General features: G+C 34.2%; 22 protein-coding genes. 12 read left to right on the top strand and 10 right to left on the bottom strand.

Going from position 1 to position 24,023, the window contains the following annotated elements; all coding sequences use genetic code 11:
- The first annotated feature begins 34 nt into the window (after positions 1 to 34).
- The 12 genes from hisD to DR980_RS03365 all read left to right on the top strand — a co-directional run bounded on the left by hisD (position 35) and on the right by DR980_RS03365 (position 13,378).
- Positions 35 to 1,327, top strand: coding sequence for a histidinol dehydrogenase (gene hisD, locus DR980_RS03420; RefSeq protein ID WP_113633857.1), 1,293 nt, complete (start codon positions 35 to 37; stop codon positions 1,325 to 1,327).
- Positions 1,317 to 2,366, top strand: coding sequence for a histidinol-phosphate transaminase (gene hisC, locus DR980_RS03415; protein ID WP_113633856.1), 1,050 nt, complete (start codon positions 1,317 to 1,319; stop codon positions 2,364 to 2,366). Before hisD ends, hisC begins: the two co-directional genes overlap by 11 nt.
- Before the next feature lie 24 nt (positions 2,367 to 2,390).
- The gene (gene hisB / locus DR980_RS03410) at positions 2,391 to 3,527 is read left to right on the top strand and encodes a bifunctional histidinol-phosphatase/imidazoleglycerol-phosphate dehydratase HisB (protein WP_113633855.1); all 1,137 of its coding nucleotides are present in this window, start codon (positions 2,391 to 2,393) and stop codon (positions 3,525 to 3,527) included.
- 70 nt (positions 3,528 to 3,597) lie between these two features.
- The gene (gene hisH, locus DR980_RS03405) at positions 3,598 to 4,185 is read left to right on the top strand and encodes an imidazole glycerol phosphate synthase subunit HisH (protein ID WP_113633854.1); all 588 of its coding nucleotides are present in this window, start codon (positions 3,598 to 3,600) and stop codon (positions 4,183 to 4,185) included.
- Between the two features lie 99 nt (positions 4,186 to 4,284).
- Positions 4,285 to 5,013, top strand: coding sequence for a 1-(5-phosphoribosyl)-5-[(5-phosphoribosylamino)methylideneamino]imidazole-4-carboxamide isomerase (gene hisA, locus DR980_RS03400; protein WP_113633853.1), 729 nt, complete (start codon positions 4,285 to 4,287; stop codon positions 5,011 to 5,013).
- Positions 5,007 to 5,762, top strand: a complete 756-nt coding sequence (gene hisF, locus DR980_RS03395) for an imidazole glycerol phosphate synthase subunit HisF (protein WP_113633852.1) — start codon at positions 5,007 to 5,009, stop codon at positions 5,760 to 5,762. The genes hisA and hisF overlap by 7 nt, the downstream gene beginning before the upstream one ends.
- Before the next feature lie 97 nt (positions 5,763 to 5,859).
- Positions 5,860 to 6,465 (top strand): bifunctional phosphoribosyl-AMP cyclohydrolase/phosphoribosyl-ATP diphosphatase HisIE, encoded by a 606-nt coding sequence (gene hisIE / locus DR980_RS03390; protein WP_113633851.1) that lies wholly within the window; start codon positions 5,860 to 5,862, stop codon positions 6,463 to 6,465.
- 126 nt (positions 6,466 to 6,591) lie between these two features.
- Positions 6,592 to 7,737 carry an alpha/beta hydrolase gene (locus DR980_RS03385; RefSeq protein ID WP_317047916.1) on the top strand — a complete coding sequence of 382 codons (1,146 nt, stop codon included), beginning with the start codon at positions 6,592 to 6,594 and terminating at the stop codon, positions 7,735 to 7,737.
- An 83-nt stretch (positions 7,738 to 7,820) separates the two neighbouring features.
- Complete coding sequence (locus DR980_RS03380; protein ID WP_113633850.1) at positions 7,821 to 9,254, top strand: leucyl aminopeptidase family protein; 1,434 nt, start codon at positions 7,821 to 7,823, stop codon at positions 9,252 to 9,254.
- Between the two features lie 3 nt (positions 9,255 to 9,257).
- Entirely contained in the window at positions 9,258 to 10,472 is a 1,215-nt protein-coding gene (locus DR980_RS03375; RefSeq protein WP_113633849.1) for an ATP-grasp domain-containing protein, read from the top strand.
- Between the two features lie 145 nt (positions 10,473 to 10,617).
- The gene (locus DR980_RS03370; protein WP_113633848.1) at positions 10,618 to 11,664 is read left to right on the top strand and encodes an alkaline phosphatase D family protein; all 1,047 of its coding nucleotides are present in this window, start codon (positions 10,618 to 10,620) and stop codon (positions 11,662 to 11,664) included.
- 58 nt (positions 11,665 to 11,722) lie between these two features.
- Entirely contained in the window at positions 11,723 to 13,378 is a 1,656-nt protein-coding gene (locus DR980_RS03365) for a M1 family metallopeptidase (protein WP_113633847.1), read from the top strand.
- 71 nt (positions 13,379 to 13,449) lie between these two features.
- Here DR980_RS03365 and DR980_RS03360 read toward each other — a convergent pair whose 3' ends face one another.
- The 10 genes from DR980_RS03360 to DR980_RS03315 all read right to left on the bottom strand — a co-directional run bounded on the left by DR980_RS03360 (position 13,450) and on the right by DR980_RS03315 (position 23,843).
- Complete coding sequence (locus DR980_RS03360; RefSeq protein WP_113633846.1) at positions 13,450 to 14,325, bottom strand: sugar phosphate isomerase/epimerase family protein; 876 nt, start codon at positions 14,323 to 14,325, stop codon at positions 13,450 to 13,452.
- 19 nt (positions 14,326 to 14,344) lie between these two features.
- Positions 14,345 to 15,238: a hydroxypyruvate isomerase family protein gene (locus DR980_RS03355; RefSeq protein ID WP_113633845.1), complete on the bottom strand. Its 894-nt coding sequence runs from the start codon at positions 15,236 to 15,238 to the stop codon at positions 14,345 to 14,347.
- Between the two features lie 9 nt (positions 15,239 to 15,247).
- Complete coding sequence (locus tag DR980_RS03350; protein ID WP_113633951.1) at positions 15,248 to 16,486, bottom strand: nucleoside permease; 1,239 nt, start codon at positions 16,484 to 16,486, stop codon at positions 15,248 to 15,250.
- Between the two features lie 55 nt (positions 16,487 to 16,541).
- Complete coding sequence (locus DR980_RS03345; protein ID WP_113633844.1) at positions 16,542 to 17,279, bottom strand: 3-keto-disaccharide hydrolase; 738 nt, start codon at positions 17,277 to 17,279, stop codon at positions 16,542 to 16,544.
- A 32-nt stretch (positions 17,280 to 17,311) separates the two neighbouring features.
- Positions 17,312 to 18,769, bottom strand: a complete 1,458-nt coding sequence (locus DR980_RS03340; RefSeq protein ID WP_113633843.1) for a Gfo/Idh/MocA family protein — start codon at positions 18,767 to 18,769, stop codon at positions 17,312 to 17,314.
- A gap of 101 nt (positions 18,770 to 18,870) precedes the next feature.
- On the bottom strand, positions 18,871 to 19,251 hold the full coding sequence (locus DR980_RS03335) for a c-type cytochrome (protein ID WP_244199248.1): 381 nt from the start codon (positions 19,249 to 19,251) through the stop codon (positions 18,871 to 18,873).
- A 13-nt stretch (positions 19,252 to 19,264) separates the two neighbouring features.
- Positions 19,265 to 20,317, bottom strand: coding sequence for a sugar phosphate isomerase/epimerase family protein (locus DR980_RS03330; protein ID WP_113633842.1), 1,053 nt, complete (start codon positions 20,315 to 20,317; stop codon positions 19,265 to 19,267).
- A gap of 39 nt (positions 20,318 to 20,356) precedes the next feature.
- Positions 20,357 to 21,517 carry a Gfo/Idh/MocA family protein gene (locus DR980_RS03325; protein WP_244199247.1) on the bottom strand — a complete coding sequence of 387 codons (1,161 nt, stop codon included), beginning with the start codon at positions 21,515 to 21,517 and terminating at the stop codon, positions 20,357 to 20,359.
- 10 nt (positions 21,518 to 21,527) lie between these two features.
- A complete protein-coding gene (locus DR980_RS03320) occupies positions 21,528 to 23,231 on the bottom strand; it encodes a GMC oxidoreductase (protein ID WP_113633841.1) in 1,704 nt (567 codons plus the stop codon).
- Positions 23,232 to 23,279: 48 nt separating this feature from the next.
- Positions 23,280 to 23,843, bottom strand: coding sequence for a gluconate 2-dehydrogenase subunit 3 family protein (locus DR980_RS03315; RefSeq protein ID WP_113633840.1), 564 nt, complete (start codon positions 23,841 to 23,843; stop codon positions 23,280 to 23,282).
- Positions 23,844 to 24,023: the final 180 nt, after the last annotated feature.

The following is a 24,023-nucleotide window of genomic DNA, read 5'->3' as shown; positions in this document are numbered from 1 at the left end:
AATTCTATTATTTAATCTTTGAATAAAATTAAAAATGAATAAAATATACAATCCAAAAGCAGAATCTTGGTCCTCAATTTTAGAGCGTCCTACCAAAACTATTGATGACATTGAAGCCACTGTAAAAGAAATTTTCAATGAAGTTCAAAAGAAAGGTGATGTTGCTGTTGCAAAATATACGTCGCTTTTTGATGGTGTCAAAATCGATACTATTGAAGTTTCTAAAGCTGAAATTGAGCATGCTATTGCTTCCGTTTCTCCAGAGTTGAAAGAAGCTATTGAGTTAGCCAAATCTAATATTTCAAAATTCCATATTGCTCAAAAAACAGATAGAGTTGTCGTAGAAACAATTGAAGGAGTTAACTGTTGGCAGGAAAAGAGACCTATTCAAAAAATAGGATTGTATATTCCTGGCGGAACTGCTCCATTATTTTCTACAGTATTGATGCTTGCTGTTCCTGCAGAAATTGCAGGCTGTAACGAAATTGTTTTATGCTCACCACCGGATAAAAATGGAGTTGTAAATCCTGCGATTTTGTATACTGCAAATTTATGTGGTGTGACAAAAATATTAAAAGTAGGAGGGATTCAAGCTATTGCAGGAATGACTTTTGGAACGGAAACAATTCCGAAAGTATATAAAATCTTTGGTCCCGGAAATCAATTTGTGACTGTAGCAAAACAATTAGCTACACAATTTGGTGTCGCAATCGATATGCCGGCTGGTCCATCGGAATTACTGATTGTTGCTGACGATACTGCAGTTCCGGCTTTTGTAGCTTCGGATTTGTTATCCCAAGCAGAACACGGAGCGGACAGTCAGGTTATTTTAGTTTCTACTTCCAAAAAATTAATTGATGCCGTAGAAACAGAAATCCAAATACAATTGGAAGCGTTGCCAAGAAAAGCCATTGCCGAAAAAGCCATTTCGAATTCTAAATTGATTTTTGTTGAAAATGACAAAATTGCTTTGGATTTAATCAATGAATATGGACCAGAACACTTTATTATTTGCTCTGAATATGATGATTTTTACAGCAATGGCGTTCAAAATGCAGGTTCTGTATTCATAGGGAATTACTCGCCTGAAAGTGCTGGAGATTACGCTTCAGGAACCAATCATACATTGCCAACAAATGGTTATGCCAAGAATTATAGCGGTGTAAATTTGGATAGTTTTACAAAAGCGATGACTTTCCAAAAAATAACGGAAAAAGGAATACAAAACATTGGGAAAGCGATAGAAATCATGGCAGAAGCGGAAGGATTACAAGCACACAAAAATGCAGTTACATTACGATTAAAAGCGATTGAAGATGGAAAATAATTTCGATATAAATAATTTGGTCAGAGAAAACGTCAAGCAAATGAAACCCTATTCTTCGGCTCGTGATGAATTTGAGGATTTTGATACCGCTGATATGATTTTTTTGGATGCCAATGAAAATCCGTTTGAAAATGGTGTAAACCGTTATCCGGATCCACAACAAATAAGTGTGAAAGAGGTTTTGGCAAAACAAAGAAATGTCAAAACGAATCAAATTTTATTGGGGAATGGAAGTGACGAAGTATTAGATTTATTATTCAGAGCTTTTTGTGAACCAAAAACAGATAATGTAATCACTTTGCCACCAACCTACGGAATGTATGGTGTTTTGGCGAATATTAATGCAGTAGAAAACAAAGAAATTTTACTTTCAGAAGACTTTCAACCGCAAATTGAAAAAATCATGGAGGCTGTTGATGAAAACACTAAAATAATCTTTTTGTGTTCTCCAAATAATCCTACCGGAAACTCCTTTTCGGATGAAAGTGTGGCGTATCTTTTGCAAAATTTCAAAGGATTAGTGGTTATTGATGAAGCCTATATTGACTTTTCAAAGAAAGATAGTTGGATCAATGAATTGGATGAATATCCAAATCTTGTCATTACTCAAACACTATCAAAAGCGTATGGTTTGGCAGGTATTAGATTGGGAATTTGTTATGCCTCTGCAGAAGTAATTTTGGTTTTAAACAAAATTAAACCACCGTATAATGTAAATGAATTGACTCAGAAAAAAGCTTTGGAACGATTGGACAATCCGGAAAAAATAAAATTTGAAATCGACTCTATTATAACACAAAGAGAGGAATTACTTAAAGTATTACTTAATGTTAAATTTATCGAAAAAATTTATCCAACAGAAGCTAATTTCATTTTAGTAAAAGTAGATGATGCCAATAAAAGATACGCTGAATTGATTGCAAAAGGAATTGTAATCCGGAACCGCACCACCCAACCATTATGCGATAATTGTTTGCGTTTTACTGTTGGAACTGAACAAGAAAATATGAAATTAATTGAGGTGTTAAAACAACTTTAAACCTTAAACTTTAAACTTTTTTTAATGAAAAAAATACTTTTTATAGACCGTGACGGAACCATGGTTTTAGAACCACATGATTATCAGTTAGACAGCTTTGAAAAATTAGAATTTTATCCAAACGCTTTTCAATATCTTGGTAAAATAGCTAAAGAATTGGATTTTGAATTGGTAATGGTTACGAATCAAGATGGTTTAGGAACGGATTCTCATCCGGAAATTAACTTTTGGCCAGTTCACAATTTGATCATGAAAGCTTTTGAAAATGAAGGTGTTGTTTTCAAAGAAGTTTTAATTGACAAAACATTTCCACACGAAAATGTGCCAACTCGCAAGCCTGGTACTGCTATGTTGACCAAATATCTTAATAATCCAGAATATGATTTAGAGAATTCATTCGTCATTGGAGACCGAATAACAGATGTAGAATTAGCAAAAAACTTAGGTTCAAAAGCGATTTTTATTAACAGAGATGAAGCTTTGGGAGGTGATGAAATATCTTCAAAAAGACATGAATTGGATTCGGTTATTGCCTTGCAAACTACTGATTGGAAAACTATTTATGAGTTTTTGAAATTAGAGGAACGCTCTGCAACCATTTCTAGAAAAACGAATGAAACTGATATTTTCATTAATTTAAACCTTGACGGAACAGGAAAAAGCAAAATCGATACCGGAATTGCTTTCTTTGATCACATGCTGGACCAAATTGCTCGCCATGGACAAATGGACTTGGAAATATTTGTAAAAGGAGATTTAGAAGTTGATGAACACCACACGATTGAAGACACTGCGATTGCGCTTGGAGAAGTTTTTGCGAAAGCTTTAGGAAATAAATTAGGTATTGAACGTTACGGCTTTTGTTTGCCAATGGACGATTGTTTAGCGCAAGTAGCCATTGATTTTGGAGGTAGAAACTGGCTGGTTTGGGAAACCGAATTCAAACGAGAAATGGTAGGTAAAATGCCTACGGAGATGTTTTATCATTTCTTCAAATCATTCTCGGACGGTGCTAAAGCTAACATCAACATCAAAGCCGAAGGAACTAACGAGCATCACAAGATAGAAGCTATTTTTAAAGCTTTTGCAAAAGCTATAAAAGTAGCCGTAAAAAGGGATACGGAGAAGATGATTTTGCCAAGCACGAAAGGAATGTTGTAAAATTGTTTAAAGTTTAAAGTTTCAGGTTAACCCGAGCAACTTTAAATATTAAACTTGAAACAAAACTAAAATGAAAATAGTAATCATAAATTACGGCGCAGGAAATATTCAAAGCATAAAATTCGCTATTGAAAGGTTAGGTTTTGAGGCTGTTTTGAGTAACGATTGGACAGAAATTAAGGCTGCTGACCGGGTGATATTTCCAGGTGTTGGCGAAGCTAGTTTTGCAATGAAAATGCTTATTGACAGCGGTCTTGATGTGTTAATTCCAACCTTGAAACAACCCGTTTTAGGAATCTGTTTGGGTATGCAATTGATGTGCAACAAATCAGAGGAAGGGAATACCATAGGATTAGGAATTTTTGATGTTGATGTGATCAAATTCACGCCAAAAGTAAAAGTGCCACAGATGGGCTGGAACCAAATTTACAATTTGAAATCGGATTTGTTCAAAGGAATTAATGAAAATGAATACATGTATTTAGTGCATAGTTTTTATGCTCCTAATTGCCCTGAAGCAATTGCTACAACTGATTATGAAGTTGAATATGCTTCAGCTTTACAGAAAGACAATTTTTATGGAACACAATTTCACCCAGAAAAAAGTGGTGATGTTGGAGAACAAATTTTGGCAAATTTCTTAAAATTAAAGGATTGAAAAATTCAAAGATTGAAAAATTAGAGAGTCAAAAAATTCTTTAACTAACAATGTCAATCTTTAAATAATTCAATTTTTAAATCTTTAAATTATAAATAAATGAGAATAATACCCGCAATAGATATCATAGAAGGAAAATGTGTTCGCTTGTCAAAAGGCGATTACAATACCAAAATTATATATAATGAAAATCCGCTTGAAGTGGCAAAATCATTTGAAGCGCACGGAATTGAATACTTGCATTTAGTTGATTTGGATGGAGCCAAATCAAGCCAGATTGTGAATTATAAAATATTAGAGCAAATAGCTACACAAACCAAATTGAAAATTGATTTTGGTGGTGGATTAAAATCGGATTCCGATTTAAAGATTGCGTTTGAAAGTGGTGCGTATCAAATTACAGGTGGAAGTATTGCCGTTAAAAACAGAGAACTATTCGAAAAATGGATTGCAGAATATGGTTCTGATAAAATCATTTTGGGAGCAGATGCTAATAATGAAAAAGTAGCTGTTTCAGGTTGGTTGGAAGATTCAAACGAAGATTTGGTTCCTTTTATACAGGATTACCAAAGCAAAGGAATTCAGTACGTAATTTGTACGGATATTGCCAAAGATGGTATGCTTGAAGGACCTTCTTTCGATTTATACGCTAAAATTTTGGCGGAAGCCAAAGGAATAAAATTAATTGCTTCAGGAGGAATTTCTACTTTTGACGAGTTGCCAAAACTAGCTGAATTAGGTTGTGAAGGAACGATAATCGGAAAAGCAATTTACGAAGGACGAATTTCATTGAAACAATTGGAAAATTATATTTTAGAAAAATGTTAACAAAAAGAATTATTCCCTGTCTCGATATAAAAAACGGAAGAACCGTAAAAGGTGTTAATTTTGTAGACTTACGGGATGCGGGAGATCCGGTTGAATTAGCTAAAATCTATTCTGATGAAGGAGCAGACGAATTGGTGTTTTTAGACATTTCAGCAACCGAAGAAAGAAGAAAAACCTTAGTTGATTTAGTTCGTAAAGTCGCTTCAACTATTAATATTCCGTTTACTGTTGGTGGTGGAATTTCATCTGTAAAAGATGTGGAAGTTTTATTGCAAAACGGAGCTGATAAAGTTTCCATTAATTCCTCGGCAGTCAAAAACCCGCAGTTGATTAATGATCTGGCACAAAAATTTGGAAGTCAATGTGTCGTTGTTGCGATTGATGCAAAGCAGATTGATGGTGATTGGATTGTTCATTTAGTGGGCGGAAAAGTACCTACAGAATTGAATTTATTTGATTGGGCAAAGGAAGTCGAAGAACGTGGAGCAGGCGAGATCTTATTCACATCAATGGATAATGACGGAACTAAAAACGGGTTTGCTAATGAAGCTTTGGCTAGACTTTCGGAATTAGTAAATATTCCTATTATTGCTTCTGGTGGTGCGGGAAACATACAACATTTTGTAGATACTTTTTTGGACGGAAAAGCAGATGCAGCATTGGCCGCGAGCGTATTTCATTTTAAAGAAATTGAAATCAAGACATTAAAAACAGCCCTTAAAAATAACAATATCGAAGTACGTATTTAAGTAATAAGTTTTAAGTATGAATTATTAAGGTTAAACTACTTAATATTTTACAACTTAGTACTTACGACTTAATATTTACGACTTAATACTTAAAAATATGAACATAGATTTCTCAAAAAATACAGACGGATTAATTCCAGCCATAATTCAAGACAGCGAAACCAAAACGGTTTTGATGTTGGGTTTCATGAATGCCGAAGCTTATCAAAAAACAGTTGATACTAAAAAAGTAACTTTTTATAGTCGCACCAAACAAAGACTTTGGACAAAAGGCGAGGAAAGCGGCAACTTTTTGAATCTGATTGACATTAAAAACGACTGCGATAATGATACGTTGTTGATTCAGGTTAAACCAGAAGGGCCAACATGTCACAAAGGAACTGATACATGCTGGAATGGTGAAAATAAAGGAAAATATGGTTTTATTTCAGATTTAGAAGATACAATCCAACTTCGAAGAGAAAATGCGGATTCTGAGAAAAGTTATGTGGCTTCCTTATTCAAATTAGGGATGAACAAAATCGCTCAGAAAGTAGGCGAGGAAGCGATAGAAGTCGTAATCGAAGCAAAAGATGAGAATGACGATTTATTCTTAGGCGAAAGTGCCGATTTACTTTTTCATTATCTTATCTTACTGCAAGCTAAAGGTTTTAAATTAGATGATGTTGTTGAAGTTTTGAAAAGCCGCCAAAAGAAAAATTAGTATATTTAAATTTCATTTATAAAAAACCCAATAGCAAAATTGATTCGCTATTGGGTTTCCTTTTTTCTTTTATTTCCAAATACAATCCACTATATTTACTATTATTTAAAAAATTTAAAGTAGTGCATGCAAGTAATGAATTCAGATAATACCACATTTAATGCTGATACAAATAATTCCACAATAAATACTGGACTGCATATAATCTTGACTACTGATGAAGATGATGCACGACCGGTTTATATTTCTGGAAATTTTAATAATTGGCGCACACAGGATAAAGATTTTCTGATGGAGAAAATAGGAAACAGTTCGTATCATTATAAATTTTCGCACGATTTTGATTACCCAAATGAGCTTTTATATAAATTCACAAAAGGGGATTGGAGTGAAGTAGAGATTGACAGCCATGGAAATCGAACCGAAAATCGCTCCACAATAGCGCATACTGGAATTCAAAACGAACACGTTGCGAGATGGAGAAAAAATTGGCTTCCTTTTAAACAATCTTTTTTGCCACAAGTGCAGTTGATATCTGATGAATTTGAGATTCCGCAACTCAACAAAACCAGAAAAATTTGGGCACTTTTACCACATGATTATGACAATTCAAGTGAAAGTTATCCGGTGATGTATTTACAGGATGCTCAAAACTTATTCAATGAAACTGCTGAATTTGGCAATTGGGAAATTGATAAGAAATTGGCAGTTATGTCCGAGTATAAAATTGGAAAAATTATAATAATTGCAATAGAACACGCCGAAGAAGATCGTATAAAAGAATATAATGTTGGGAAAACAGTTTTGGGAAAAGGACAAGGTAAGAAATATATTCGCTTTGTAACGGACACATTAAAACCCTATGTAGACAGTCATTTTAGAACCAAAAAGGAACGGGAATTTACAGGAATTGGAGGAAGCTCGATGGGCGGATTAGTGAGTATTTTTAGTGGATTAAGAAATCCTGAAGTGTATGGAAAATTAATGATTTTTTCCCCGTCATTGTGGGTTGTTCCGGAATTAAAAATTGACCCAAAGAAAGCGAATACTGCTGATACCAAAGTGTATTTATATGCTGGCGGTGATGAAAGTAAAACCATGATTGAGCATGTAAATAAGTTTCAGAATGATTTGATTTCAAGTGAATTTGTGAAAGAAAACTCGAACATTAATTTAAGTATAAACAGGCAAGGAAAACATAGTGAAACCTATTGGAGTGATGAATTTCCTAAAGCCATTGAATGGTTATTTTTTAATACAAAAAATCCGTAGAGAAGTGATTTATTGAATATAAAACAAAAAAGTATCAGGCAATGCTATTGCATTTAATCAGTTAGCTATAAAAAAACAAGAAAATGACAACAACGACAATTACAAATTCAGATAATTTTTCAGGCACAATTTTGATTCCAGTTTTTGAAACCTACTCAAAAAGTATTGTTCCCATTACATTCAATGGTTTGGAAATTTCTTCTAAAGTTTTTTATGGAAAAAAAGATTCTCACTATTTAGCTGAAGAAAATGATAATACGTATCTCTTCATTGGATTAGGAAAAACTATAGATTATAAATCTTTGAAAACTATTTTTCGCCGTATTTCATCGAAACAAAAAGATAATTTCAGTTCGAATGTAGGTTTAGTGATACCGAAAGAATTCGTTGAAAACCAGATTGAAGCTATGGTTTCAGGTTTGCTTTTGGGTACGTATGATTTAGGTCATTTTAAATTAGACAAAAAAACACATCCATTTATAGAACCCGATTTTAATTTGAGTTTGATTTCAGAAAAAGATTATTTGACTGCAGCCAAAAAAGGAATTAAAATTGCCAAAGCACAATTAGCAACATACAGCTTAGTCGATTTGCCGCCTAATACTGTTAATCCAAAATATTTAGCTAAATGGGCAAAAGAAACAGGAGATCAATATGGATTTGAGGTTGAAGTTTTGGGATACGATGCTTCAAAAATAGTTGGATTGGGTGCTTTTTTAGCGGTAGGAAAAGGAAGTGAAAATGAGCCTCAGTTCATTATCATGAATTACACTCCTAAACAAGAAGTCCCACATATAAAACATGTTGGATTAGTAGGAAAAGGAATCACTTTTGACACTGGAGGATTGAATATAAAAACAGCAGGAATGCTTCACATGAAGTGTGATATGGCTGGAGGTGGTGCTGTTTTTGGTGCGATGCAACTAATTGCTGATTTGCAATTACCTGTAAAAGTAACCGCAATTGTACCTTGTGCCGAAAATGCTGTGGACGCAAAATCATTTTTGCCCAGCGATGTAATCCACAGTTACAGCGGACATTCTATAGAAATAATCGATACAGATGCTGAAGGCCGACTAGTTTTAGCTGATGGATTGTCCTATTTGATTAAAAATTTCGAACCGGAATATATTGTTGATATTGCTACATTGACTGGAAGCAGCGTGGCTACACTTGGTTTTGAATGCGGTGCTTTGTTTACCAATAACGAAGAAATGGCTAAGAAGCTACAAGAAAATGGAGATGCAATTGGGGAGCGTTTGTGGCCATTACCGCTTTGGGATGTATATAAATCAGATATTGAAAGTGATATTGCCGATGTCAAGAATTTTAGTGGAAAAGCGGTTGCTGGAGCCATAAGTGCGGCTAAATTTTTAGAATATTTTACGCAAGAACATAAAGCTTGGGCACATTTGGATGTGGCTGGAGTAGCATTTGGCGATGATGAATTTGCTAAAAGTAAGCATGCAACAGCATTTGGTGTCCATTTATTAACTAAATTCATTGAAAATTTATAACCTATGGAAAATTCTAAAACGTTTCTTTGTATTTCAAATTATTTCAAAGGGGCCGATTTTTTAATTAATTTAAAAAAGTCAGGCAACAAAGTCTATTTAGTGACGAGCGAAAAACTGAGGGATAAACCATGGCCACATCAATATATTGATGAGATTTTTTATATGGAAGGGCAGGATGTCGATTGGAATTTAGAACATCTGTTGTTAGGTGTTGGTAATTTTATGAAGTCAACTAAAATTGATGCCATTGTAGCTTTGGACGATTATGATGTTGAAAAAGCTACGTATCTCAGGGAAAATCTTCGCATTGATGGGATGGGACAAACTACGGGACGTTATTTTAGAGATAAATTGGCCATGCGAATGAGAGCTAAAAGTTGTGGAATTCCTATTCCGGCTTTTTGTTCGTTATTTAATGACCATGACATCAACACTTTTGCGGATACAATTCCGGCTCCATGGGTTCTGAAACCACGCTCTGAAGCATCGGCATCAGGAATTATAAAAGTGTTTGATAAAGAGAGTTTGTGGATTCACATCAATGAAATGGGGAATAACAGGTTCAAATATTTAATCGAACAATTTAAACCAGGCGATGTTTATCACTGTGATAGTTTGATTTCGGAAAGTAAAGTAATCTTTAGTTTGACTTCAAAATATTTGGCAACACCAATGGAAATTTCACAAGGAGGCGGTGTTTTCTGCTCTGCTAATATCAAATACAATTCTGATGATGACAAAGCGATAAAAAAACTAAATGAGCAAGTGATGAAAGGCTTTGGCTTGAAACATGGTGCTGCGCATACGGAGTTTATAAAAAGTAATGATGATGGTCAGATTTACTTTTTGGAAACATCCTCAAGAGTAGGAGGAGCGCATTTAGCCGAAATGGTTGCTGAAGCTTCCAATATCAATTTATGGAAAGAATGGGCAGCAATTGAAAATGGATTGGTCAAAGAATCTAAATACATTTTACCAAAAGTAAAAAAAGGATATGCCGGTATTGTTTTGACATTGTCTAAATTCCAACATCCTAATTTAACATCGTTTTCAGATCCGGAAGTTTGTTTTAAAGTTCCACTGGAATATCATGCGGGTCTTATTGTCAAATCAGATAAACAAGAAAGAGTTTTAGAATTGTTAGAGGATTATGGCAATCGTTTAGCAAATGATTTTACTGCTGTAGTTGAACAAAGTAAAGTTACAAACCTTCATTAATTTTTGGTTTAAAATCTATAAGAAAAGCGACTATTTCCATAAGAATAGTCGCTTTTTTATTAAACTTTACTTAAAGTTGAACTGAACTGATTTTTATATCTTCGTAGAAAATTTAGAATTTAAACAGATTTTATAATAATATCACATGAAAAAAATACTTTTTATTTTTGGTTTTTTGGCCTTTATTGGTTGCAAAACGCAGGATACAAAATCCACTATTATAACTGAAAAACCGGTTCAAAATACTTTTTTCACTGTTGCTTTCGGTTCTTGCGACAACCAGAAAATTAAGAATGAACTTTGGTCAGCGATAGATGAAAATCATCCGTCCGTTTGGATTTGGGGAGGTGATAATGTCTATTCGGATACTGAGGATATGCAGGTTCTTAAAAAAAATTATGAAATTCAGAAACAGGATGCTGAATATCTCAAATTTATAAAAAACAAAATCGTTCTTGGAACTTGGGACGATCATGATTTTGGCGCAAATGACGGCGGAGAAGAATATCCTTTTAAAAGAGAAAGTCAACAGCTTTTATTAGATTTTATAGGCATTCCAAAAAGTGATCCTGAGCGAAAAAAAGATGGCGTTTATACTGCCAAAACTATTGTCGTAAATGGAAATAAAGTCAAAATAATTGTATTGGATTCCCGTTTTTTTAGAACTAAACTAACGAAAGCCACCGATTCTAAAAAACGTTTTGAACCCAATAAATACGGTGAAGGAACGGTGTTAGGAAATGCACAGTGGAAATGGTTGGAAAAAGAACTTCAAACATCTGATGCACAATTTAATGTAATTGTCAGCAGTATTCAATTTCTTTCCGATAAACACGGTTTTGAAGCTTGGGGAAATTTCCCTCATGAGATAGAGAAATTGGAGCAATTAATCGTTTCCACCAAAGCTAAAGGTACTTTTATAATCTCCGGCGACCGCCATATTGCTACATTTTCTTCTAAAAAGATAAGTGGTTTGTCGTATCCTTTAATTGATTTTACTTCAAGCGGATTAACGCATACCTACGCTTCCTTTTCAGGTGAAGAAAATCCTTATGTGAAAGGAGAAGTTATCAAAGATATTAATTTTGGGTTGTTGAAGTTTGATTTTAAAAACAACAAAGTAATCATGGAAATTAGAGGAAAACAAAATAAGCTGTTGCAAGAACATGTCCAAATCTATCCTGAAAAATAAATTCTACGAATTTTATTTCTAAATTTTAAAGTTTATTTTTGTCCAAAGTACATTCACTATGAAAAAACAATTCTGTCTTATTTTTATCTCTTTCGTTATTTTTAATGGAGCAAAAGCGCAAGGGCTTTTGGAAAAAAAAGAGGAAATATTTACTAAACAAGATACTTTGCGTGGCAGTATCACTAAAGAAAGAGCGTGGTGGGACGTAAAAAGCTACCATCTTGATATAAAAGTTAATCCTGCAGATAGCACTATTTCAGGTTCCAACACTATAAAATATCAAGTTGTTCAGGAATACAAGACTATGCAAATTGATTTGCAAAATCCAATGCAAATTTATAAAGTCATTCAAGATGGTAAGGTTGTAAAATACAGCAGAGAAGGAAATGCCTTTTTTGTCGAATTAATTGCTCCTCAAATCAAAGGTGCTATAAAAGAACTGAAAGTATTTTACGGAGGTAAACCAAAAGTTGCTGTAAATCCGCCTTGGGACGGAGGAATTACTTGGAAAAAAGATGGTAATGGCAATCCTTTTATCGCTTCTTCCTGTCAAGGATTGGGAGCCAGTGTTTGGTGGCCGAACAAAGATCACATGTATGACGAAGTGGAAAATATGTTGATTAGTGTCAATGTTCCTAAAAATTTGACAAACGTATCGAATGGACGTTTGCTTAGCGTCAAGCAATTAAAGGATGGTACCAAAACCTACAATTGGTATGTTTCTAATCCAATCAATAATTATGGCGTAAATATAAATGTTGGCGATTATGTTTCATTTTCAGAAAAGTATAAAGGAGAAAAAGGCGACTTAGATTGTACCTATTACGTTTTACGAGACAATTTGGCGAAAGCCAAAAAACAATTTCAGGATGTCCCAAAGATGTTGAAAGCCTTTGAACATTGGTTTGGTCCTTATCCATTTTATGAAGACAGTTATAAATTAGTTGAAGCTCCGTATTTAGGAATGGAACATCAAAGTTCAGTGACCTATGGAAATAAATTTCAAAACGGATATTTAGGACGCGATTTGAGTGGAACGGGTTGGGGATTAAAATTTGATTTTATCATTATCCATGAATCTGGACATGAATGGTTCGCCAATAATATTACGTATAAAGATATTGCTGATATGTGGATTCACGAAAGTTTCACCAACTATTCTGAAAGTCTTTTTCTAGAATATTATTATGGTAAAGAAGCAGGATTTGAGTACGTAAGAGGAACAAGAAAAAACATTGATAATGACAAACCAATAATCGGAAACTATGATGTGAACAATGAAGGTTCAGGCGATATGTATCCAAAAGGTGCAAATATGCTGCATACTATACGTCAATTAGTAAATGATGATGAAAAATGGAGAGGAATATTGAGAGGCTTGAACAGTACGTTTTATCACCAAACGGTAACTACTAAACAAATTGAAGATTATTTAAGTCAGCAAGTTGGAATCGATTTGTCTACCGTTTTTAATCAGTATTTAAGAGATACCAGAATTCCAACGTTAGAATATTTTTTCAAGGATAACAAACTTGGTTATCGTTGGACAAATTGTGTTTCGGGTTTTAATATGCCTGTGAAAGTAACGCTGAATGGAAAAGAAGAATTACTTCAACCAGAAATTGAGTGGAAGCTTGATCCAGCAAATACTCAAAATTCAATATTGGAAATAGATAAAAACTTTTATGTAGCTGGTTTTAATATTACCGAGTAAGTTTCAGAATAAATTATAAAAAAAGGGATACAATAAGTATCCCTTTTTTTATTCTATTTTTCTAAAAATATTTAGATTAAATTTTTCTTAATGTAATTAAAACTTGTTGCAGCAGATTCTATTGGATTTGGTTTATAGTTGGATTCGTGTTCCAAAAAGAAACGTTTCATTCCAGATAGTTTAGCTTCTGCAAAAATCGATTTGAAATCAATAGTTCCCGTACCTATTTCAGCATTCCAATCCGGATTTCCTTTATCCATATCCTTTACATGCCACATTGTGAAACGTCCCGGATATTTTTTGAATAATTGTAATGGATCATTTCCTGAACGAACTACCCAATATAAATCCAATTCAAAATCAACTAAATTTTTATCCGTTTCATTTAATAAAATCTCATATCCATTGGTTGAACCAAATTTTGTAAATTCAAAATCATGATTGTGATATGCTAATTTTAAGCCGCCAGCTTTGCAAAGTTCACCCACTTTATTGATTTGTAATGCTAATTTTTTATAGGCATCACCTGTAGTTCCTCTCAATTCTGAAACTATATAAGGTACTGTTACGTATTCGCTACCTAATAAATTAGCAGTTTCTATGTAATTTTGAACTAAATCAGTAGAACCATCTTTTATCATCGAATTAAAATCGAAGTGATTACTTGTAGCTTTTAAATCGTTATCATCCAATATCATTTTAAAATCACGAACTGAAGTTCCAAAAAAACCTTTATCAGCTGAGTAACCAAAAGTTTCTACTTCACAAAATCCAGCTTTAGCAACTTGGGACAAAACTCCTTTGACATTTTTTGGTAATGTATCTCGTAATGTCCATAACTGAATTCCGATAGCTCTCTTTTTTGATTCAAATGCAAATGAAGGAGCAATGGCTAATGCGCCTAAAGCTAAACCAGTATTTATTAAAAATTCTCTTCTTTTTATCATGGGTTATTTTTTAGATTAGTTAAATATCACAAATTGCAATGGCCTGTTTCAATGAAGCTAGTTTGTCTGGGTTTTTAGGAATAAATTCTTGTCCTACAAAACCTTTAAAACCAGTTTTTGCAATTGCTTTCATAATTGCAGCATAATTTAATTCTTGTGTATCATCAATTTCATTACGTCCAGGAACTCCGGCCGTATGATAATGAGCAATATATTGATGATTGTCTCTTATATTTCTAATCACATCACCTTCATCAATTTGCATGTGATAAATATCATAAAGTAATTTAAAGTTTTCGGAGTTTAAACGTTTTGCTAATTCTACTCCCCATGATGTTCGGTCACATTGATAATCTTTATGGTCAATTTTGCTGTTTAACAATTCCATTACTAAAACCACATTATGCTTTTCAGCCAGTGAAAGCAGTTTCTGTAAACCGACAACGCAATTATTCCAACCTTCCTCATCTGTTATTCCTCTTCTGCTTCCGCTAAAACAAATTAAATTTTTATAACCGGCTTTTGCCACGAGCGGAATCATTTCAGTATAGTTTTTCAGGAGTGTTTCGTGGAATTTCAAATCATTAAAACCATCCACTAAATTGATCTCAGCACCATTGCACATTGTAGAAACTAAATCATATTTTTTCAATGTGGGCCAAGAAGCTGGACCTACTAAATCAATACCTGTAATTCCAATTTTCTTAGCTTCAATACAAAGTGTATCCAAATCAAGACTATCAAAACACCAGCGAGAAACGGAATGATTAATATTTCCTTTCAGTAAACCTACAGGAATTTCTGAATCATTTTTTGGCAAAGCCAAAGCAGAAAGTCCAGATGGGATTCCCAAAACAGCTGTTCCGGCTAATATTCCTTTTATGGCAGATCTCCTATTTACTTTAGTACTCATTTTTTATTTTTATACAGCAGAAGAAATTTCTTTTGTCTTGTTTTTATCATTGAATAAAAGAGCAAAAAGTAGGAACACAACGATAGCTATTCCAGCAGGAATAATCCATACCATTTGCCAGTTTACAGCACCGTCAGCCATTTTGTAATTATCGGTTATCCAGCCTGCAACAGCAAAACCAATCAACATTCCAACTCCGTAAGTGGCTAAAGTGATTAAACCTTGAGCGGCACTTTTATATTTTTCTCCAGCTTTTGAGTTGGTGTAAATTTGCCCTGAAACAAAGAAGAAATCATAACAAATACCGTGCAGCGCAATACCTATAATCAACATGAAACTTAAATCATCTCCATTTCCATAGGCGAATAAAACATAACGAATTGCCCATGCTAACATCCCGATTAAAATTGTTTTTTTGAAACCAAAACGGGTAAAAAATACGGGAATCAATAGTAAGAATAAGGCTTCGGATATTTGACCAATGGCCATTTTTCCAGTTGGATTTTCAACTCCAACTTCCGTTAAAAAGAGGTTTGCATTTTGATAATAAAAAGCAAGAGGAATACAAATTAGAATAGATGAAACAAAAAAGATAGCGAAGTTCCTGTCTTTTAATAATTTTAAAGCATCTAAACCTATAATATCTCCGATTTTTATTTTTTCATCACTCACTTTTGGTGGTGTTTTTGGTAATGAAAAACTAAACAAACCTAAAATAAATGCAGCAATACCAGCTAATAAAAAGGTGTTTTTAAGTAAACCTGAACTTATTCCTTCAGCAGAATCCCAATGAAAGAAATAACTAATTGATAAACCTGCAATAATCCAACCAATAGTTCCCCAAACTCTAATATTAGCAAACTCTTTCTCCGGATCTTTCATTTGATTAAAAGAAACTGAATTTACTAATGCTAATGTTGGCATATATAAAATCATATAACTTAAAACGTAGGTGTAGAACATTCCAACTTCTACTGATTGATACATTTGGTACATCAAAAATGCACCGATAAGATGAAGTATTCCTAAAATTTTCTCCGCATTAAAATATCGGTCGGCTATTAATCCTATAATGAAAGGAGCAATAATGGCACCCCATGATTGTGTCGAAAAAACGGCAGCAGTTTCTGAACCGGAGGCTTTTAAATTATTTCCCAGAAATGTTCCAAGAGTTACAAACCATGCGCCCCAGATAAAAAATTCAAGGAACATCATTATGGATAATTTAATTCGGGTAGTACTATTCATTGGTTGGTTGGTTTTTTTTTTTGGGTTTTGGTTATTTTTAATTTTCAAATATCAATTACATTCCGGCTTCACATCCAGTTGTAATTTTCATAGTATTCCATTCTTTAATCATAATGTTTCTGAACCAAACATTATCTCCATGATCTTGTAGTGCAATTTTACCTTTTTTGAATGCTGCAAAACCTGGCCAAGTAGCGAATTTACTTCCAGCTACTATAGTTTTAAAATTATCATCCCAAAGTGTTGTTTCAACTACTTTTAAACCATTCAGCAACATCGTCAGTTTTCCGAATTTACAAACAATATCAACAGAATTCCATTCTCCAACCGGTTTTACGGGTTCTGATGTACTTTTGATTAAATCATATAAATCTCCAGCTCTATGTTTTTCAATTTTAGCATCTGGATGACCATTGTTGTCCAATACTTGCATTTCTAAACCAGTTTCATAAGTATTTTTGAATTTTGTCAAATCCTCATTCACATAAAAAATGATACCACTATTGGCATTAGCTGCAACTTTCCATTCTAATTTCAAATGAAAATTCTCGTATTCTATATCAGTTACTAAATCGCCTCCTTGTCCATTTTGTGCAGCAGTTGGATCAAAATGCAAGGTGCCTTCTTCAACTTTCCAACCAGAACCAGCTGTTTTTTTTCCGTAACTGTGCCATCCGGATGTTGATTGTCCATCAAATATTGATTTAAATCCTTTTGGTACTGGCGCTTGTTGCGCATTTGCAGTTTGAATCAATATCATAACAATTAATGAAGTACAAATATTTTTAATCATTTTTAAATTTTTGAATTAATAATTAATCTTGCTTATAAAGTTAAAGCTTTCCAACCTTGACGATAATCACGTTTCACAAATTGATTTACTTCATCAAAATTTGTAATTCTCATGGCGTCATTATCCCATAATAATTTTGCAGAACGTCCTGGATACACTTCTTCTCCAAGTTCTTCTCTCATCACATCGTAACCTCTGATTGCAAGATTTGCCATCAATAAAGCTTCAGTTAAAGGACCGGCAATTTCAAAAGGAGAACTTAATTCTTTTTTCCCGTAACCTGCAATTGCGGCTTCAACCCATTGTCTATAATGACCTTCGGCGCCATCTTTTACTCTGTTATATTTTTGAGCAACTTTGAGATTTTCATTTTTACTAAGAGGAAGCAAACGAGGATTTAAACCATACGTATCGCACATCATTTTTCCTTTAGTTCCAGTGAATAATGTTCCATTTCCACCATCACCAAAAATTTCATTAGGTCCTAGTTCAGAAGGTCTTTCAGGTTGAATTCCTCCATCCATCCAGTGTACTGCAATGTCACCGTTTGTTTTTTCAGTTTTTGGAAAAGTTAAGGTTACGTGACTTGAAGGAGGACAACTCTCAGGGAAATACCCTCTTTGAAATTCATCTACATAAACAGAACCTACGCTACATTGAACATCTTTTGCATATTTTAAGTTCAATACACTAAAAGGAGCTTCTAATAAATGGCAACCCATATCTCCTAGTGCGCCAGTTCCATAATCCCACCAGCCGCGCCAGTTAAACGGTACTAATTTGTTTACATATTCTTTGTAAGGAGCAGTTCCTAACCATAAATCCCAATCTAATTCTTTTGGAATATCGGCTTTATTGGCTGACCAAGGAATACCTTGTGGCCAAACTGGTCTGTCGGTCCAGGCATGAATTGTGTGAACATCTCCAATTAAACCAGCTTCATACCATTCTTTCATTATTCTAGTACCGTCATTTGAGGCACCTTGATTTCCCATTTGGGTTACCACTTTATATTTTTTGGCAGCTTGAGTCAAAATACGAGCTTCGTAAATATCATGTGCCATAGGTTTTTGAACATAAACATGTTTTCCTAATTGCATAGCGGCAAGGGCTTGAATAGCATGATTATGATCAGGAGTAGAAACAGAAACAGCATCGAAATTTTTATGTTCTTTATCTAACATTTCACGCCAATCCTTGTAAAATTTAGCTTTAGGGAAAGCATTTACACTTGCAGCGGCTCTTCTAGTATCAACATCACATAAAAATGAAATATCAGCTTTTCCACTGCTTGCAAACATAGCAATATCAGATTTTCCTTTTCCACCTACACCAATACTTGCAATTGATAAACGATCACTTGGTGCAACAAATCCTCGACCCAAAACATGGCGAGGAACAATCATAAAAGCTGCTGCTGCTATTGCAGTTGTTTTTATAAAATCACGACGGTTATTTATGATTTTATTTTCGTCTTCTTTTTGTTTCATTTATTTTTAATACGGTTAGTTAATAGAAATAAAAAATATTTTGAGAAATGGTTTATTTTGAATAATCTACAGGGATGAAGAATTTACAAACACCTGTACTATTATTTTTTCAGCGATAGAATATACTTTGCCATCGATGTTGCATCATTCTTTTTCAAAGATGCATGCGCTGACATGGGAATTGTTCCCCAAACTCCAGAACCTCCTTTTATGATTTTCCCAGATAAATAAGCTACATTTTTATCATTAGATGGATATTTTTTTGCAATGTCTAAATAGGAGGGACCTATCAGTTTTTTGTCTAATTTATGACATCCAATACAATCCGATTTAGCAATTAGTTTTTCACCTTCTGATGCTTGAAAAACAGTATTTGTTCTTTTACTTGCAGTAGTATATTTTGTGTCTAAATTATCATTAGAAAATGAGGTTAAGCCAATTAAAGCAACCCCAAAAAGCAAATATTTTAATTTCATTTTCATTTCAATTTAAGTTTTATAATCCTAAGTTTTTTCTATTAAAAGCCTTATTCGTTTCCACAGCAGCAAAATCATCAAATTCTTTGTCGGTAACTTTTATAATATGATTTTTTATAAATTCGGCACCTTCTCGTGCACCATCTTCTTGGTTTTTAATACAACATTCCCATTCCATAACTGCCCAACCCTTGAAATCGTATTGTGCCAGTTTGCTGAAAATAGTTTTAAAATCAATTTGGCCATCTCCAGGAGAGCGATAACGTCCCGCACGGTTTACCCAACTTTGATATCCTCCAAAAGTTCCTTGCTTTCCTGTTGGATTAAACTCGGCATCCTTTACGTGAAACGCTTTGATTCTTTCATGATAAAAATCAATGTATTGAATGTAGTCTAACTGTTGTAATACAAAATGTGATGGATCATACAACAAGCAAGCTCTGGAATGGTTATTTACAGCCTTCAAAAACATTTCATAGGTTTCCCCATCAAACAGATCTTCTCCTGGGTGAATTTCATAACAAAGATCGATCCCATTTTGATCAAACTCATTTAAAATGGGTAACCAACGTTTTGCCAATTCAGCAAAACCGTCTTCCACTAAGCCAGGAGGTCGTTGTGGCCAAGGGTGAAAATATTGCCAAAGCAATGAACCACTAAAAGTTGCGTGTGCATTCAATCCTAAATTTTGGGATGCTTTTGCAGCATATTTCAATTGTTGAACGGCCCATTCTTGTCTTGCTTTTGGTTTCCCATGAACATTTTTCGGTGCAAAAGCGTCAAAAAAATCATCGTAAGCAGGATGCACAGCTACTAACTGACCTTGTAAATGGGTTGATAATTCAGTAATTTCTAATCCGTAAGAAGTAATTGTGCCTTTAAGTTCTTCTGCGTAGGTTTTACTTTCTGCAGCCTTTTGCAAATCAATAAATCGAGTATCTAATGTTGGCATTTGGATACCTTTAAAACCTAAATCAGCTGCCCATTTACAAATTCCGTCTAGGGAATTAAAAGGAGCTTCATCACTGATAAACTGCGCTAAAAATACTGCAGGACCTTGTATTGTTGTCATATTATATTTTGTCTAAAACTTTTATGAATTCCTACTTTATTATAAAACGTAAGGAGTCCATTTTTTATCCGATTGAGATGATGCTACTACATTATCTATAAATGCCATTCCTCTTACTCCATCTTCAACGGAAGGGAAGTCTAGCATTTCAGGAGTAGGTTCGATACCATCTAATTTACAGCCAACTGTTAAAGCAAAGTTGCGATAAATATTAGCAAATGCTTCCAAATAACCTTCTGGATGTCCGCCAGGAGTTCGGCAATTATGGGTTGCAAAAGATGATAAATAGCTATAATTAGATCCAGCTCTTAAAATTTGAGCTGGTTCATTTAGCCATCTTACCGTTAAAGTGTTTGGATCATGTTGAAACCATTCGATTCCACCTTTTTCACCATAAACTCTGATTTTTAAGGCATTTTCTTCTCCAGCTGCAACTTGTGATGCGATTAAAACTCCTTTAGCACCATTGTCAAATTTTAATAATACAGCGCCATCATCATCCATCAAGCGACCTTCAACTAAGGTATTTAATTCTGCACAAACATCGGTAATTTTAGCACCGATAATATATTCAGCTAAATGCGAGGCATGAGTTCCAATATCGCCCATTACAGAACTTTTTCCAGATTTTTTAGGATCCGTTCTCCAAGCTGCTTGCGCGTTTCCTTCTCTCTCTGAAAGTGTGCTCAGCCAACCTTGAGGATATTCAACTAAAACTTTTCTAATCTTACCCAGTTTACCTTCTCGAACCATTGCTTTCGCTTGTTTGACCATTGGATAACCAGAGTAGGTATGTGTTAGACAAAGTATTAATCCAGTCTCTTCCACTTTTTCTTTCAATAGTTTTGCTTCTTCCAATGAAAAAGTCATTGGTTTTTCAATTACAACATTAAAACCATGTTCTAAAGCCATCATTGCAGGTGCAAAATGTGCAAAATTTGGAGTAACTATAGTAACAAAATCGATTTTTTCATCAGCTGGCAATGCCGCTTCTGCTTTAATCATTTCTTCATAAGTCAAATATATTCTTGATTCAGGAAGAAATAAAGCCTTTCCGGATGCAAGAGCAGTTTCTGGTTTTATGCTCAATGCTCCACAACTTAATTCTATAAGTCCATCCATATTGGCGGCTAAGCGGTGAATTGCACCTATAAAGGCATCTTGGCCACCGCCGACCATTCCCATTCTTAATTTTCTCATAATGATGAACCTAAATATTTCCTTTTTTTAATTCTTTTACTGCATAATCACATGCACGAGCCGTTAAAGCCATAAATGTTAATGATGGATTTTGACAAGCGATAGAAGGCATGCAAGAACCATCGGTAACAAATACATTACTTACTTCATGCATTTGATTCCATTTATTTAAAACAGAATCCTTAGGATCATTACCCATTCTGGCTGTACCCATTTCGTGTATAGCCATTCCTGGATAACAATCGTTATCGTATGTTTTTACATTTTTGATTCCTGACGCTTCCAGCATTTCAGCAGCATCATTCATCATATCTTCTCGCATTTTAGCTTCATTCTCTTTGTATTCGCAATCAATAGCCAAAACAGGTTGACCCCATTTGTCTTTTTTAGTATGGTCGATGTACACTTTGTTTTCATAATAAGGTAACATTTCTCCAAATCCACCCAATCCCATGCTCCAAGAATCAGCAGGTAATGACATGGTAGCTTTAAAGTTTTCACCAAAAGCTAATTCGGCAACTTCTTTATGCCATAATCCTCTGCTTGCACCACCTTGATATCCAAAACCTCTTAAATAGTCTCTTTTATCATTTCCAACATTTTGATACCTTGGAATATAAATTCCGTTGGCTCTTCTTCCGTAAGTGTATTTATCTTCAAAACCTTCAGCGCTTCCTTCAGCACCACAACGGAAATGATGATCCATTAAATTATGTCCTAATTGACCACTAGCGTTACCCATCCCATTTGGATGTGCCTCTGAAGTAGAATTCAATAAGATGAATGTTGATCCTAAGGTTGAACCATTTACAAAAACAATTTTGGCATAAAACTCCATGGTTTCATTTGTTTCTGCATCAATAACCATTACTCCTTTTGCCTTTTTTGTGTCTTTATCATAAATGATATGATTTACAATAGAGTAGGGTCTAACCGTTAATCTATTAGTAGCCATTGCAGCCGGTAGTGTAGATGATTGTGTACTGAAATAAGCTCCAAACGGACAACCACGACTACATAAATTTCTGTATTGGCAACTACCACGTCCTTTGTGAGGTACAGTCAAGTTTGCTGTACGGCCAATAGTAAGAATACGTGTTCTGTTATAATGTTTTTCTAATCTTTCTTTAACTGATTTTTCTACGCAGTTTAAATCCATTGGAGGTAAAAATTTACCATCTGGTAATAATGGCCAGTTTTCTGCTTGACCACTGATTCCTGCAAATTTCTCTACGTAATCATACCATTTAGTAAGGTCTTTATAACGTATAGGCCAGTCATTACCATGACCATCTTTTGCATTATCCTCAAAATTATGGTCACTAAAACGGTAACTTTGGCGACCCCACATTAACGACTTTCCACCCACATGAAAGCCTCTATACCAGTCAAAACGTTTGTCTTCCGTGTATGGACATTCTAAATCATTCACCCACCATTTTTCGGTAGCTTCATTGTATGGATAATCTCTGGTCTGAACTGGATGTGTTCGTTTTTGTTCTTCGGTAAGTTTACCTGCATGTTCAAATTCCCATGGAGCTTTCATTGCAGATTCGTAATCTGTAATGTGTTCAATATTCATTCCTCGTTCTAACATCAAAACTTTTAAACCTTTTTCGGTAAGTTCTTTTGCAGCCCAACCACCACTAATTCCTGATCCTATTACAATAGCATCATATGTATTTTCCGCTTTTAAATTGGTATTTATATTCACGTGTAGTATTTTTTATTTAATAAAATAGTTTAAGATAATAGCAAACAATTAATTGGTAGCCCAAGCTTTTTGTCCTAGCGTGTAAGTAGCACTTCCATCATAACGTCCGGGAACAGGTAAATATTCGCGCGCTTGTGTACAACCTATTTCAGAAGAGTAATAGCCTAGAAGCGTTAAATCTCTAGCCAATAAAAAGAATGAAGGAGCTCTATTGCTGGCTATTGCCTCATCACGCAATGAAGTCATTAGTTTTTGACGTTCTTCAACTGACATTGACAAGAAATCTTTACCAAAATCTTTAGAACATTGGTATTGCATTGCCTTCAATCCTGAAGCAAAAGTTTCTTGCAGTTTTGCAGGATAACAATCTTTAATCATCATTGGAATAAAAGCACCCAGTCCTGCAGCCTTAGCTCCTGGCGAAGAGGCTGTGGTTGGTATAATGATGTCGGCGAATTCAGCCAAAATTTCTTCATCCGTAGCAGAAAAAGATACATGATTTTTTTCTTGTTCGGGCAAAGTAAAACTTTCAAATAAAACGCCCATAGTAGTTGCTGAGATTGCGCTTCCCATCAAAAACGCAACGCTTTTAAGTGCTTCTCTTCTATTCATTTGCTAATTATTAAAATTATTGATTATTCTTAAATTATTATAACTATACAATAATAAAGAAAAAAAAAACAGCTTAATTTTTTTTATGTTAAAATATTGAATTATTCCATATTTTTCAAATTATTAAGGGAATCACTTTAATAAATTCATAAAACACTATCTGGAATCTATTATTACGAT

Source organism: Flavobacterium psychrolimnae (genome assembly GCF_003312425.1).
In the GTDB taxonomy this organism is placed as follows: Bacteria; Bacteroidota; Bacteroidia; order Flavobacteriales; family Flavobacteriaceae; genus Flavobacterium; species Flavobacterium psychrolimnae.
This window is presented reverse-complemented; position numbering and strand designations above follow the sequence as displayed.

Coding starts and splice junctions, on each gene's coding strand:
- hisIE (WP_113633851.1), top strand. CDS start 5,860: ATGAACATAGATTTCTCAAAAAATACAGACGGATTAATTCCAGCCATA.
- hisF (WP_113633852.1), top strand. CDS start 5,007: ATGTTAACAAAAAGAATTATTCCCTGTCTCGATATAAAAAACGGAAGA.
- DR980_RS03340 (WP_113633843.1), bottom strand. CDS start 18,769: ATGAAACAAAAAGAAGACGAAAATAAAATCATAAATAACCGTCGTGAT.
- DR980_RS03375 (WP_113633849.1), top strand. CDS start 9,258: ATGGAAAATTCTAAAACGTTTCTTTGTATTTCAAATTATTTCAAAGGG.
- DR980_RS03335 (WP_244199248.1), bottom strand. CDS start 19,251: ATGAAAATGAAATTAAAATATTTGCTTTTTGGGGTTGCTTTAATTGGC.
- DR980_RS03385 (WP_317047916.1), top strand. CDS start 6,592: ATGCAAGTAATGAATTCAGATAATACCACATTTAATGCTGATACAAAT.
- DR980_RS03345 (WP_113633844.1), bottom strand. CDS start 17,279: ATGATTAAAAATATTTGTACTTCATTAATTGTTATGATATTGATTCAA.
- DR980_RS03370 (WP_113633848.1), top strand. CDS start 10,618: ATGAAAAAAATACTTTTTATTTTTGGTTTTTTGGCCTTTATTGGTTGC.
- DR980_RS03355 (WP_113633845.1), bottom strand. CDS start 15,238: ATGAGTACTAAAGTAAATAGGAGATCTGCCATAAAAGGAATATTAGCC.
- DR980_RS03380 (WP_113633850.1), top strand. CDS start 7,821: ATGACAACAACGACAATTACAAATTCAGATAATTTTTCAGGCACAATT.
- DR980_RS03365 (WP_113633847.1), top strand. CDS start 11,723: ATGAAAAAACAATTCTGTCTTATTTTTATCTCTTTCGTTATTTTTAAT.
- hisH (WP_113633854.1), top strand. CDS start 3,598: ATGAAAATAGTAATCATAAATTACGGCGCAGGAAATATTCAAAGCATA.
- DR980_RS03360 (WP_113633846.1), bottom strand. CDS start 14,325: ATGATAAAAAGAAGAGAATTTTTAATAAATACTGGTTTAGCTTTAGGC.
- hisC (WP_113633856.1), top strand. CDS start 1,317: ATGGAAAATAATTTCGATATAAATAATTTGGTCAGAGAAAACGTCAAG.
- DR980_RS03330 (WP_113633842.1), bottom strand. CDS start 20,317: ATGACAACAATACAAGGTCCTGCAGTATTTTTAGCGCAGTTTATCAGT.
- DR980_RS03315 (WP_113633840.1), bottom strand. CDS start 23,843: ATGAATAGAAGAGAAGCACTTAAAAGCGTTGCGTTTTTGATGGGAAGC.
- DR980_RS03325 (WP_244199247.1), bottom strand. CDS start 21,517: ATGAGAAAATTAAGAATGGGAATGGTCGGCGGTGGCCAAGATGCCTTT.
- hisA (WP_113633853.1), top strand. CDS start 4,285: ATGAGAATAATACCCGCAATAGATATCATAGAAGGAAAATGTGTTCGC.
- hisD (WP_113633857.1), top strand. CDS start 35: ATGAATAAAATATACAATCCAAAAGCAGAATCTTGGTCCTCAATTTTA.
- hisB (WP_113633855.1), top strand. CDS start 2,391: ATGAAAAAAATACTTTTTATAGACCGTGACGGAACCATGGTTTTAGAA.
- DR980_RS03350 (WP_113633951.1), bottom strand. CDS start 16,486: ATGAATAGTACTACCCGAATTAAATTATCCATAATGATGTTCCTTGAA.